This is a genomic window from Cryobacterium sp. AP27 (genome assembly GCF_056680495.1).
In genome coordinates this window covers 147,829-160,849 of the sequence record NZ_CM155285.1, presented here as the reverse complement: position 1 = coordinate 160,849, position 13,021 = coordinate 147,829, and the positions used below count along the sequence as shown (strand labels likewise).

Here is a 13,021-nt window from a genome sequence, read left to right as displayed (position 1 = left end):
GAACCTCTGCTGCGTGTTTTTTCGGCACAACCGAATCCTTTCACCAGAAAGCAAGCGGCAGGAATCAGGGACGGTTCAGGCAGCGAATGCAAGCTAGAGTAGATGGGATGATCATCGTAGTTGAACGAACCAGAGCGGAAGCCTTCCACGCCGGGGGCAATCGCACCTGACGATTCGACTGTGCGCAAGACTTGAGAGATTACTTTTCCAACCGGATTTTGCCTCGAGTTATTCTCAGCTCAAATGCTTACAGCCGTGGGTCGTGATGCGACAGCGCCAAAACAACACCCACACGTGGCGATTTAGATCTACGACGAGAGGTACGCAAGCCGCAGAGCCGGCCACCGAAAAACTCGCGTGCACAATATTTCTGAGAATCGTTCGAGGTTGGACACTCCCGATCACCTGCACCGGTTGCTTATAGCGTTCGATAACCGCGCCGTGGGAATTCTCTCGGCGAGCAGATCATCAAGCTGAAGCGTGCGAGCCCGCACCTCCCCGCCCTGAATATTCACGCCGAACGGAAAAGACGGATGAGTGACATTATGAACCTTCACGGGGGTGCGCGCATGATTGTTGCCACGCACAAGCCTGCGGAGATGCCGAAAGACGACTTCTATCTCCCCGTCCACGTCGGCCATACGCTCGCGCGGAGTGACTTCGGCTACCAGCCGGATGACGAGGGCGAGAACATTTCGGACCGCAATCGGTCGTATTGCGAGCTGACCGGGCTGTACTGGGCTTGGAAGAATAGTGATGCACAGGTCGTCGGCCTTAGCCACTATCGTCGCTATTTCGTCGGGGCAGGAGATGGCCCCAACGGATCGAAAATCCTTTCGGGTGGTGAGGCTTCGCAGCTGATGGCCGAGTTCGATGTCATCCTCGGATTTCCCCGCAACTACTACATCGAAACAATCGATTCCCATTACAGAAACGGGCATCACGGTGAAGATCTTGATGTATTGCGTTTGGTCATATCCAATCATCATCCCGCTGAGCTACCGTCGTTCGATCGCGTGATGTCGGGGCGGCGCATGTCGCTATATAATATGTTTCTCATGAGGCGTGAAGACTTTGACGCTTACGCGGAATGGCTCTTCGAGGTCTTGGCAGAGACCGAGGAGCTCATCGATGTCTCTGGACGTTCGGACTATCAGCAGCGCACCTTCGGGTACCTTGCAGAAAGACTGCTCAACGTGTGGGTAGAGGCGAATCGTTCTCGTTTGAGGGTCGGTACGAGGCACATAGTGAATACAGAGGGCGAGCCGAAGATCAAGAAGGGGATCGGTATCCTTCAACGGAAGTTCTCGACGCGCTCACACTGATATTCGTTTCGCGCGACTAGTTGAATGTCGACGCGATCAACACAAAGGCACTATTCGCAATGGATCTACTTATCGTCGGCGCAGGGTTCTTTGGATTGACGATTGCAGAACGCGCGGCTTCTGCGGGCCGTGACGTCGTCGTCATCGACCGGCGGCCGCACATTGGCGGAAACGCCTATAGCGCACCTGACCCTGACACTGGTATCGAAGTACACCAATACGGTGCTCACCTTTTCCACACCTCGAACCGCACAGTCTGGGACTACGCGAACAGGTTTACGCAGTTCAATGGATATAAACATCGGGTGCATACCAATCACCAAGGTGTCATCTATCCGCTGCCGATCAACCTTGGGACGATCAATCAGTTCTTCGCAGCCGCGTACAGCCCCTCAGAGGCACGTACGCTTATCCGTCGACAGGCTGAGGAGTTCGATGCGACGACTGCTGACAACCTCGAAGAGCGGGCCATTGGGCTCGTCGGGCGACCGCTGTATGAAGCCTTCATCAGGGACTACACCGCGAAGCAGTGGCAGACCAGCCCGATCGAGCTGCCTGCGGCAATCATCAGCCGGCTCCCGGTTCGGTATACGTACGACAGTCGCTATTTCAGCGACAAGTGGGAAGGCTTGCCGCTGGATGGCTATACCGCCTGGCTGGAACGGATGGCCGACCACCCGCGGATCGATGTTCGCTTATCGACAGATTTCTTCGACGAATCTCAACCACTTAACAAGAGCGAAACCGTAGGGCGTGTACCCATCGTGTACACCGGTCCTGTCGACCGGTACTTCGACTATCATGAAGGCGAACTCTCCTGGAGGACCCTCGACTTCGAGCAGGAAGTGCTCGACATTGGAGACTTTCAGGGCACGGCCGTGATGAACTATGCTGATTCATCAGTGCCTTTCACTCGAATTCACGAGTTTCGGCACTTTCACCCCGAGCGAGAAGATGTCTACCCGCCTGACAAGACGGTCATCATGAGGGAGTTTTCGAGGTCCGCAGGCCGAGAGGATGAACCGTACTACCCGATTAATACGCCTTCCGACCGCACTCGACTACTCGCCTACCGTGAACTCATGAAGGGAGAGCCCAGCGTATTTTTCGGCGGGCGTCTCGGCACCTACCAGTATTTGGACATGCACATGGCCATCGGTTCAGCTCTCTCTGCTTGGCAGAATGAGCTTTCGTGAACCGGTCGCAGAACATGAGTGGATACTGCAAGTACACCTACCGTTCTCTCAAGTGCATTCTTCTCGCGCATAGAGCCGGGAGGGTCCACATTCCGCGCTGATATTACTGCACGACGTCGTGTTGCTTCTCAGGCGATGACCGTGGCATGAGTAGCTTCGGTCCTGCCAACAGCGGGGCGCGTTCGCGCTCCACACCATTGTCTGCGGCCAGAACTTGAGGTTGTCCGCACCGTTCACATTACACTTTCAACTAAAGGGCCATCCATTTCGCGGTCGCTCCCGCTAAGGTCTATTGAGCGGGGTGAGAGTGAGAGTGCGCGGTTGGCTGTGTGGGCCCGTTCGACGCTGGTGACGTGAGGCCTTGAAAAAGGAGGACCTCCGGTGCTTAGCGGAGATGTTCAACGTCTCACTTCAAGACGGAGGTCCTCATGTCACACATGAATGCCAGGTTGAACGATCGCGGAAGGGCCCTGCTGGTCGAAAGGGTTCTCGGTGGTCGACCGGGGGCGCACGGCGCCAAGGAACTCGGCATCTCCCGGCAGTGCGCCTATGGGTGGGTGCGCCGCTATCGTGCCGAGGGCGAGGCAGGTTTCCGTGACCGGCCGTCGCGGCCGCACGCGAAGCCGTCCCTGACCAGAGCGCGAAGCGGCCGTTTTGGAGCCCGTGGTGAGGATGTAGAACTGCGGGCGGTAGTTCGCGTAGAACGGGTTGTGACGTCCACCCTCGTTCTTGCTGAGGATTACGCGGTGCCCTCGAAGTCGGTGTGCGGCGTAATCGAACCCGCACTGAGCACACGAGCACACATCGCGCCCGTAGTTGCGACCTCAATCTCACGCAGGAGGTAAACGCCGACCTAAAACAGGGCCACTAATGCCGATTGAAAACAGGGCCACTATTCGTGTTTCTACTATGTGTTGTCCGTCGCGTTATCTGACGATGGCGGCGTCATCTTTGGTGACGATGTCCGGGTGTAGAAAAGCCCCGCCGGAGGATTCCGGCGGGGCTTTTATCCGGATGGTGACGTGGCGGTCGTCAGCGGTGACGCGAACCTATTCGCTGTTTTCGGTGATCGCCGATTGCGCGGCGGCCAGGTCGACGATGGCCTTGTCAGCAGTGTAGATCGCGATGAGCGCCGCGAGTGCGAGGTTGTTCACCGCCCGCGGATAGCCGCGCGAGGTGAGGTGGATAGCGTGGATCGCATCGTCCGAGAAGAGCGGGTCGGACCGGCCGGCAAACTTGAGGTGCTGCCGGATGTAATCGGTCGTGTCGCCGGCATCCACGCCGGTGATTGTGTAGCGGGTGGAGAGGCGTTGATCCAACGCCGAGAGAACGGCAAGTTTCAGCCGTCGGCGCAGGGTGGGCTGGCCGATGAGGAGCATCGCGAAGTGCGAGCCGGTGTCCATATCGGCGTTGGTGAGGAGGCGGAGTGATTCGAGGTCGGTGTTGGTGAGCAGGTGCGCCTCATCGATCACGACCACGGGCAGTCGGGCTCGTTCGTCGAGTTCCCCGGCGAGCAGCGTCGCGGCTTGCGAGGCGAGCACGCCGGAGACGAACGCCGGGTTCCGCCGAGCGCGGTGACGATGCGGGTGTGGATTCCGCGCATCGTGATCATCGGGTCGGGGATGTAGATGATTGGGTGCCGTGAGGGCTCGAGCTGGGCGAGGGCGGCGCGGACGGCGACAGCTTTCCCTGCGGCGACTTCGCCGCTCATCACTCCGAGTTGGCGTTGGCTGACGCACCAATCGATGCGCGCGATTGCTTCCCGATGCGACGGGTGCGGGTGCAGCCCTTGCGGCGGAAATATCGCGGGCGAACGCATGCGAGTGAAACCGTAGTGCGATTGCAGGGTGTCGATACTCATTGGGCGGCCTCCGTAACGGTCGGCATGAAGACGACCGCGGGCCGGGTTGTGGTGGACGCTTTGTCGAAACTGATTGGTTCCCCAACCATGGTGCCTTTGTGGCGGTCTCGACCAGGCGCAGGTAGTCGATGCCGGACGCGGCGTTCTTGGCGCCGGTCTCGGCGCTGTCGGCGGCCGCGTTGGCGGCTTTCTTGTGCATGTGTCGTCGGATTTCGGCCAGCACCGCGATGCCCGCCGGGACGCCGTTCCCGGCGGAGAGGCCGTGGCGAGTTCGGAGGATCGCCGCCGTGTCGATGTCGTCGACGGGGTTGTTCATGGTGTTCGGCTCAAGCATCGAGGCTTCGGAGAAGTAGAGGCGTTCGACGGCTGCCCGATCGGGACTGACCCGGCTAGGTGTTCTTCCCACGGAGGTTGTGTGCGTGGCGTGAGCTGAAAAGGTGAGGACCTCCGGTATCGATATGGGTTACGACGCTCATTCGATGCCACGGACGCCCTCATGTCTTACGTTACTCACCTCAATGCGCCCCTGACACCGGCGGGGCGCCGCAAACTCGTTGAACTGCTCGTCGAGGACGGGTGGGTGCAGGCCCGTGTGGCCGAGCGCTTCCAGGTCTCCCGGGCCACGGTGTCCAAATGGGTGCGCCGTTACCGGGCGGGCGGTGTGTCGGGCTTGGCCGATCGCTCGTCCAAACCGCACCGTTCGCCGGCCCAGACGGCCAGGCGCACGGAGCGGCGGATTGTCGCGCTGCGCTTCACCCGGAGGTGGGGACCGCACCGGATCGGCTACCACCTGCACTTACCGCAGTCGACGGTGTCGAAGGTCCTCAACCGGTACCGGATGCCGCTGCTGGGGAATGTGGATCTGAACACCGGGCTGGCGGTGCGCAAGCCCCACGCCGTCCGCTACGAACACGCTAACCCGGGCGACCTGGTGCATGTGGACGTGAAGAAACTCGGCTGCATCCCCGACGGTGGCGGCTGGCGCACCCTGGGCACAGCCGGCAAGAAGAACAAGAAGAAGTCCTCGCCGACCGGTTATTCGTTCCTGCACTCAGCGATCGATGACCACTCCCGCGTGGTGTATTCAGAGATCCTGACCGACGAGAAGGGCGCCACCGCAGCCGGGTTCTGGGAGCGCGCGAACGCGTATTACCTCTCGCTGGGCGTCACGGTGCTGCGCGTGCTCAGCGACCACGGATCCTGCTACCGCTCCGGCGTCTTCAACACGGCCCTCGGCGACATCAAGCACAAGTTCACCCGGCCCTACCGGCCGCAGACAAACGGGAAAATCGAACGCTTCCACCGCACCCTCGCCTTCGAATGGGCCTACGCCCACCACTACGCGTCAGACCAAGCCCGCGCGACCACTTACCAAGATTGGATTCATAGCTACAATCACCACAGACCCCATACCGGTATCGGCGGCAAGTCGGAACTGTCTCTTAAGCGGTGTTTCCGGCCTGACGCGCTGGACATAGGTCTGGCGGGAAGGGTGCCGTGATGACGACACTTGATGCTGTGACGAAGAAGACGAAATCTGAGCCCACCCGTGAGTCGGTGGCTGCGAAGGAATGGGTGCGCCTGGCTAAGGAGCAGGGCCTGGCTCTGGACGGTCCTGACGGTCTGGCGGGCCAGTTCACCAAAACGTTTCTCGAGGCAGCGCTGAACGAGGAAATGACCGATCACCTCGGCCATGAGAAGAACCGTGCCCCGGACGAGCGCGACGACTCCAACGTGCGCAACGGGACGAGGTCCAAAACGGTGGTCAGTCCCACGACGGGGCCCGTGACCATTCAGGTGCCTCGTGACCGGGACGCCACGTTCACTCCGGCCATCGTGCCGAAACGACAACGCCGGCTGACCGGGGTCGATGAGATCGTGCTGTCGTTGTATGCCCGCGGCCTCACCACCGGGGAGATCAGCGCGCACTTCAACCAGATCTCCGCGCGCAGGTATCGAAAGAGACCATCTCCCGCATCACGGACAAGGTGATCGAGGAGATGCAAACGTGGCAGTCCCGCCCGCTGGACGGCGTCTACGATTGGGATGCGATGAAACGAGCGGTGAAACCGATCTATACCGCGCTGACCGTCGACGCCGCACGGGCAGCTCTGGACGAGTTGACTGAGACCTGGGGCAAGAAATACGGTGCGATCATCCGGTTGTGGGAATCCGCGTGGGAAGAGTTCACCCCGTTCCTGTCCTACGACCCCGAGATTCGCCAGGTGATCTGCTCCACGAATGCGATCGAGTCGCTGAACGCCCGGTACCGGCGGGCCGTGCGTGCTCGAGGACATTTCCCCACCGAGCAGGCGGCCCTAAAATGCTTGTATCTGGTCACTCGCAGTCTCGACCCCACCGGAGTCGGCCGAATGCGATGGACGATGAGGTGGAAGCCAGCTCTGAACGCGTTCGCCATCACCTTCCGTGACCGCTGGCCGAACGCAGAATCCTACTCATGAAAAACGCCGGAAACACTGTTAACGAGGCACACCCCGTCGATCAACGATGGGCTGGACAGGATCGGGGACTTCCGCTCTCGCCCTACATCAACAGCGGCCTTGCTCTGAGCTGGCCTCACCCAACCTGACACGATGGGCCATGCCAACCAGGGAATCTCGGAAGGCAGTGGCATATCCAAGCGCCAGTACCCGCAGAGTGGAGTTAGACCCGAGTGCCGTAGGGTTGAGACGTCTAGTTTTCGCGGTTCAAAGTGCCGTGACAGAAATGGAGCGGCACATGAGTCGGAATGAAATCGCAATCGATGGGGTCAAGATTGGCCCCGCGCATAAGCCTCTTGTGGTGGCCGAAATATCCGGAAATCACAACGGCGATTTGCAGCGAGCCCTGAGCATCGTTGACATGGTTGCTGAGTCAGGCGCCGGCGCAGTCAAGCTTCAGACGTACACCGCGGACACTCTTACCATCAACGCCCCACAGCCGCAGTTCAAGATTTCAAGCGAGCACCCGTTGTGGGGCGGATCTTCGCTCCACGACCTCTACTCGGTTGCATTCACGCCCTGGGAATGGCATGAGAAAATCTTCGCCCGGGCGCGCGAGCATGGATTGATACCCTTTTCAAGCCCATTTGACGATACCGCCGTTGACCTACTGGAAGATCTTGATGCCCCGCTGTACAAGATCGCATCGCTGGAAATCGGCGACCTGGCGCTTCTGCGACGAGTGGCCAGAACAAACAAACCCATAATTCTTTCAAATGGAGCGGCTACGCTGGCCGATTTGGACCTCGCGGTTCAGACCATTCGCTCCGAGGGCAACGACAAAATCGTTGTTCTGGCATGCACCTCGTCGTATCCAGCATCGCCCGCCGAGTCGAATCTGAGGTCCATCCCGATCATTCGCGACGCGCTCGACGTGCAGGTTGGTCTCTCCGACCATACTCTCGGCATTGGAGCCGCAATCGCTGCCGTCGCGTTTGGCGCCACCGTGGTCGAAAAGCATGTCACGCTTTCGCGATCGGATGGGGGCATCGACTCCGATTTCTCGCTCGAGCCGGCTGAGCTCAGCGCCCTCGCGCGCGAATCGGAGACCGCATGGTTGGCCTTGGGCGAGCCGACGCTTCGCCCCACCGCGAGCGAGTCGGAAAGCCTGCGGCTTCGACGCTCCCTCTACGTTGTTCAAGATGTTCGGGCGGGAGACGCCATTTCGCCAGGCAACGTTCGCTCCATTCGACCTGCCGGTGGTTTGGAACCCCTTTTCCTTCCAGTGGTCATGGGGCGGACCTTCTCGAAAGACTGCAGCCGCGGGACACCGCTCTCTTGGAGTCATTTCTAGAGCTGTTTGCGCATCGAGACCAGCAGTGACTTATCGTCGTGCTCCTCTTCCGTGTATCCGGCGGCTCGGAACAGATTCGCGGACGCGTGATTTTCACGTCGCATAACGGCATACATCGCGTGGGCCCTGTGCGGCAAACCTTGGAGGTGTCGCTCTGCGGCCGCAAGAACATCAGCGCCTAGGCCCCGTCCCCGGAGACCGGGGGCCACAGCGATTGATATCTCCCAAGCGTCGGCCGACGGTTCGGCGAGGTCAAATCTGACAGTGGCAATCGGGCGTTCGTTCTTACTAACGAGGAGTAGGTAACGGTCGGGGTCTTCCATTGCCTTAAGCACCCACGAATGGTGGTTTTCCCATTCCAGCGGAGTCGTCTCGCGTGATGCCGCCCTGACCATTGGATCATTCCGCCAGTCAAAGAGAAGGCTCGCATCCCCTTCCGCGACCTCTCTCACTTGATAGCCTGCTTTCCGACCCAGCATGCTCTCCCAGGCAGAAACGATTCGTTCTGATCCGCGACCATCTACGAGGTGTTGCCCCCGCTGAGCAGCGTCCTGCCGGAGACGCCAGTCGGTCAGGAGTGTCGTCATCAGACCTTCCCGAACGTCCTGGGGCACGGCACAAGCGATCGGCCCAAGTCCGACGACCAGACCGCGTGAATTGGCAAACTCGTAGTTGTCCCGCTGGTTGTCAACAAGCTGGACAAGGGCAGTTGGTACCCCCATGCAAAGTAGCTCCCAGAGAGAAGTTCCGGCTGCAGAAACGGCGACGTCGGCAGAGTGAAAAAGTTCGATCGCCGCTGCGCTTGGTTCATGGAGGACGAATCTGACACTGGGTGTTGAGGAAGGGAGAGAATTCCAGCGGGCCCGATCGACGATCACCGAGCACACTGCGGACACCCCAGTCCCGATGACGACGCGCATAAGTCCGGCTGTCGCATTCAGCGCGTCAGTACCCCCGAGCATCAAGACAATTCGCACAGGCGCGGATTGGTCCGGCTGGTCAATGCCCGAGCGTCTGCTCGCCGCGACCCGCCTGACCGATTGGCGCAAGGGTACAAACGCCGCTCCGCGCAGGATGCGGTCCGAGCCATCATCAGGCCGATAGGACGCCGCTGATGATGGGCTCGCGTCGATTACAAGGTCTGCCGCACGCCGACCATACTCGGTATCTTCTATCGAGCTAAACAAAATGCCGGCGCCGTTGAGGCTTGCGCGGTAGTTTCCGGTCAATCCGTAGTGATCCAGGTGAACAATATCCACGCCGATCTTCGTCGCGGCTTCTACGAGACCTTCGGGTGTGCCTTCTGCCGGGAGGCGTCGAATGCCCTTCAACAGGTCCTGGCCGAACGGTACCGTCACATCTCCGCTAAATGAGACGTCCCAGCCGCGGGATATCGCTTCCTCGATGAGGGACACCGACCTAACCAAGTGCCCGACGCCGCCCTCTTTGCTTGCGTCGCAGCGAACTAGAACGTGCACGTTACCCCTCCATCAAAGCCTTTTGTTCGACACTCGCATTGATAGAGACAATTTCGGGGTGCCGAGCCAGCGCGTCTACGAGGTCTCGCCATGCTGGAGGGCGATCACCGAGTATTTCCACTAACTGCGTCAGCGCAATCGCATCGGCTTCTTCGTCAAGAGTGACGCGGAATTGATTGTACGCCGGTCGGAACACTAGTCCCGCGCACGCGTACGCGGCGTCATGCTCGTAGAGGGAACTCGTTACGTGAACGCGGTGATAGTCACGAGCTTGCGCATCGGCCTTGCGTAAGGCCGCAGCTGCCGCGAGCTCAACGTCAAGTCCGCGCGGGAGGGTACGGTCCAAGGTCGTTGAGACGTAGTCCAAGGCCGGATTGCATTTCCACACAGCAACAACTTGGTCGATCACTTCAGGATCCAGCAGAGGGCAATCAGAAGTGAGCCGGACCACAGCGTCCGCTTCGCTAGCATCGAGGGCGACAATGTAGCGCGACAAAACGTCGTGCTCATCGCCCCGAACGACTCGAACACCGATTTTCGAGCACATGTCGACAATGGCCTGGTCATCACTGTGAGTCGAAGTCGCGACGATTACGTCATCCACGTTGGATGCTTTCGCTGCGCGAATCACCCATTCGAGTACCGGTCGACCGCCGAGGTCGCGGAGTACTTTGCCCGGTAGCCGCGCCGACCCCATCCGAGCCTGAATCACCGCTATGACATTCATTGAAACCGACGAGTCTGCGTTAGTTCTCATTGTTCGACGATCTTGAGTACGGTCTCAATCACGCGTGCGACCTGACTGTCCGAAAGGCCAGCGTACATAGGTAATGAAATCTCCTGACGGTAGTACTCCTCGGCGACTGGGCAAAGGCCCCGCTGGTATCCCAAGTCCTCGAAAACTGGATGCCAGTAGACGGGCATGTAATTTACTTGGACACCGATGCCGGCAGCGCGAAGCCGGTCGAATATCTCCCGCCGGCGGTCGGCAGGGACCCGCAATGGATAAAGATGCCAAGTCGGACTGGCGTCGGTGGGACACCCGGGGGTTCGCAGACCGTCGACATTAACAAAGGCCGCATTGTATTGGCGATGAATTTCGGCACGACGTTGCTTAAAGGTTTCCAACCTCTTGAGCTGGCTAAGCCCCAGCGCCGCGAGCACGTCGGGGAGTCGGTAATTCAGGCCAAATGAATGAACTTCCTGATGCCACGCGCCCTCGTTCGGGCGCCGCAGTTCGGTACTTTCGCGAATTAGCCCGTGGTTTCTAAATCTGCGGCCGATCCTTTCGACCGCGCTGTCGAGGGCAACGACCGCACCACCCTCTGCCGTAGTCATGTTTTTCGTTGGAAAAAACGAGAATGTGGTGATGTCTGCCTGCTCACCGACGCGTCGACCCGCCCGGGTCGACCCGATCGCGTGTGCAGCGTCCTCAATAAACAGAGCATTTGCCTCGTGGGCGAGGTCCGAGAACGCTCTACCATCCACGGGAACGCCGGCGTAGTCGACTGCGGTGATCGCTCGTGTTCTCGGCGTCACGGCACCATGCGCTGCCTCCAGAGACAGGTTTCCCGTCGACTCGTCGATATCGGCAAAAACTATTCGTGCTCCTTGGAGCGCCGCCGTCGCCGCCGTCGCCACAAAGGTGAGTGGTGTCGTGATCACTTCCGCGCCGTCGCCAACTCCTGCCGCCGCATACGCGACATGCAAGGCCGACGTCCCCGAGTTCACTGCAATCGAAGCCCTCGCTCCGACATACTCCGCTATGGCCTGTTCAAATTGGGTCACGGTGGGCCCTGTTGTAAGCCAATCGCTCTGAAGAACGTCGGCCACTGCTTTCAGATCTGTGGCGTCGATCGACTGCCGCCCGTATGGAATCATGACGTCGCGCTCAATCCACGCTCACACATGTCCACGACTTTCCTCACGGAAAGCCACCTGCGGCTGGTGTTCGAGTGGTACGCGAATCCAACTACTGCACATGAGTCACTCGGGGCACCCCCCCGATCGCCCAATGAATCGCTCATTCCTGAGCCAGAATCTCGCGGATTCCCTCCACGCTCAACCACTTTTCGTTCGAGTCGGATTGGAAGCTAAATCCGTCCGGCACTGGAACGCCGCCCTCCGGAGCTGTGTAGCCCCAGCCTGCAATGTGCGGCATCACTACATAGCGGTCGCCGAGCGCGACAGTACGCCGAGAATCATCTGTCGCGATCATTTCCTCATGGAGCTTCTCTCCGGGGCGAATCCCTATCTCGTGCGTCACTGCGCCTGGTGCGACAGCCTCAGCCAAGTCAGGGATCCGAATCGACGGAATGCGCGGCACGTAAAGTTCACCACCCGACATTATCTCGAATGAATCAAGGACAAACTTCACGGCCTGGGGCAGAGTAATCCAGAACCGGGTCATACGACCATCGGTGATCGGCAGCGAATTACCTTCAAGAGCTAAATCGCGCCAAATGGGAAGAATACTTCCGCGGGATCCACTGACGTTGCCGTATCGCACGACGCTGAAGCGAGTTTCATAAGCAGCGGCGTAATGGTTAGCCGTGATGAAAAGACGGTCCGCGCACAGCTTTGTTGCGCCGTACATGTTTACGGGGCTGGACGCTTTGTCGGTAGAGAGGGCGACGACCTTCTTCACCCCACTGTCGATGGCAGCATCGATTACGTTCTGCGAGCCCCGAACGTTCGTTTCGACGAATTCAAACGGGTTGTACTCCGCAGTGTCAACTTGTTTCAGCGCTGCTGCGTGGATGACAAAGTCGACCCCGTGAAACGCTCGCATGAGTCGGTGACGGTCGCGGACGTCTCCAATGAACCAGCGGAGCCGAGGGTCATCATTGAAAAGCTTCCGGCATTCCAACTGCTTGAGTTCGTCCCGGCTCAGAATAATGAGGCGCTTGACGTCGTGATTGTCCAAGAGTTCTCGGGTGAGCGCCTTCCCCAAGGACCCTGTACCGCCGGTGATGAGGACTGTTGCCCCGCTGAGTTCTGACATCTGTTTCCTTCATCTCTGCGCGCATGCGGCAGCTCTTGCTCCCCCACGAAGGCTTCAGTATTGTGCTTAGTCTATTGCAGCGCGCGTGACGTAGGCCCGACTAACGGCCCTCGAACCATGCCCGTAATTGCACAAGGCAGACGCGTTAAGTGTTTGAATTGCCCACTCACGGTATGCGTTAGAACGCAATCTCGCGTTCAGCACCCATCCGGGACGCACACTTTAGGTTAGAGGCAAGTTTAGCACTAGAGCTCTGCCCGATTGGAGGGGCGGTTTCTCAGCGTTGATACCCCCAGATTCCTGGAAAGGAGTGCCAGACTTCGCGCGACTGGCGCATGCCGCGCCAGACATTCGCGGGTGTG

General features: G+C 59.4%; 10 protein-coding genes and 3 pseudogenes. 6 read left to right on the top strand and 7 right to left on the bottom strand.

All coding sequences use genetic code 11. The features are described from left to right. Positions 1 to 533: 533 nt before the first annotated feature. From AC1MB9_RS00755 to AC1MB9_RS00745, 3 genes and pseudogenes are all read left to right on the top strand, one after another. Entirely contained in the window at positions 534 to 1,325 is a 792-nt protein-coding gene (locus tag AC1MB9_RS00755) for a DUF4422 domain-containing protein (RefSeq protein ID WP_479963156.1), read from the top strand. Positions 1,326 to 1,384: 59 nt separating this feature from the next. Continuing rightward, positions 1,385 to 2,521 (top strand): UDP-galactopyranose mutase, encoded by a 1,137-nt coding sequence (gene glf, locus AC1MB9_RS00750; protein ID WP_479963155.1) that lies wholly within the window; start codon positions 1,385 to 1,387, stop codon positions 2,519 to 2,521. A gap of 428 nt (positions 2,522 to 2,949) precedes the next feature. Continuing rightward, positions 2,950 to 3,138 (top strand): annotated as a pseudogene (locus AC1MB9_RS00745) (helix-turn-helix domain-containing protein); the annotation flags it as partial. Between the two features lie 45 nt (positions 3,139 to 3,183). Here the strand turns inward: AC1MB9_RS00745 and AC1MB9_RS00740 are convergent. From AC1MB9_RS00740 to AC1MB9_RS00730, 3 genes and pseudogenes are all read right to left on the bottom strand, one after another. Continuing rightward, a pseudogene (locus AC1MB9_RS00740) lies at positions 3,184 to 3,302 on the bottom strand (EF-Tu C-terminal domain-related protein); the annotation flags it as partial. A gap of 268 nt (positions 3,303 to 3,570) precedes the next feature. Further along, positions 3,571 to 4,062 carry an ExeA family protein gene (locus AC1MB9_RS00735; protein ID WP_479963154.1) on the bottom strand — a complete coding sequence of 164 codons (492 nt, stop codon included), beginning with the start codon at positions 4,060 to 4,062 and terminating at the stop codon, positions 3,571 to 3,573. Next, positions 3,990 to 4,382, bottom strand: coding sequence for a hypothetical protein (locus tag AC1MB9_RS00730; RefSeq protein ID WP_479963153.1), 393 nt, complete (start codon positions 4,380 to 4,382; stop codon positions 3,990 to 3,992). The genes AC1MB9_RS00735 and AC1MB9_RS00730 overlap by 73 nt, the downstream gene beginning before the upstream one ends. A 496-nt stretch (positions 4,383 to 4,878) precedes the next feature. Here AC1MB9_RS00730 and AC1MB9_RS00725 point away from each other — a divergent pair, with 496 nt between their 5' ends. From AC1MB9_RS00725 to pseI, 3 genes and pseudogenes are all read left to right on the top strand, one after another. After that, positions 4,879 to 5,883, top strand: coding sequence for an IS481 family transposase (locus tag AC1MB9_RS00725; protein ID WP_479963152.1), 1,005 nt, complete (start codon positions 4,879 to 4,881; stop codon positions 5,881 to 5,883). Continuing rightward, positions 5,883 to 6,844 (top strand): annotated as a pseudogene (locus AC1MB9_RS00720) (transposase). Before AC1MB9_RS00725 ends, AC1MB9_RS00720 begins: the two are co-directional and overlap by 1 nt. 277 nt (positions 6,845 to 7,121) lie before the next feature. Further along, positions 7,122 to 8,177 carry a pseudaminic acid synthase gene (pseI, locus tag AC1MB9_RS00715; RefSeq protein WP_479963151.1) on the top strand — a complete coding sequence of 352 codons (1,056 nt, stop codon included), beginning with the start codon at positions 7,122 to 7,124 and terminating at the stop codon, positions 8,175 to 8,177. On the opposite strand, the gene AC1MB9_RS00710 is transcribed toward pseI, so the two are convergent. The 4 genes from AC1MB9_RS00710 to pseB form a co-directional block, all read right to left on the bottom strand. Continuing rightward, positions 8,174 to 9,592, bottom strand: a complete 1,419-nt coding sequence (locus AC1MB9_RS00710) for a GNAT family N-acetyltransferase (protein WP_479963150.1) — start codon at positions 9,590 to 9,592, stop codon at positions 8,174 to 8,176. The genes pseI and AC1MB9_RS00710 overlap by 4 nt on opposite strands. 64 nt (positions 9,593 to 9,656) lie before the next feature. Next, complete coding sequence (locus AC1MB9_RS00705; protein WP_479963149.1) at positions 9,657 to 10,382, bottom strand: cytidylyltransferase domain-containing protein; 726 nt, start codon at positions 10,380 to 10,382, stop codon at positions 9,657 to 9,659. A gap of 26 nt (positions 10,383 to 10,408) precedes the next feature. Further along, a complete protein-coding gene (locus AC1MB9_RS00700) occupies positions 10,409 to 11,536 on the bottom strand; it encodes a DegT/DnrJ/EryC1/StrS family aminotransferase (protein ID WP_479963148.1) in 1,128 nt (375 codons plus the stop codon). A gap of 142 nt (positions 11,537 to 11,678) precedes the next feature. Next, a complete protein-coding gene (gene pseB, locus AC1MB9_RS00695) occupies positions 11,679 to 12,659 on the bottom strand; it encodes a UDP-N-acetylglucosamine 4,6-dehydratase (inverting) (protein WP_479963147.1) in 981 nt (326 codons plus the stop codon). Positions 12,660 to 13,021: the final 362 nt, after the last annotated feature.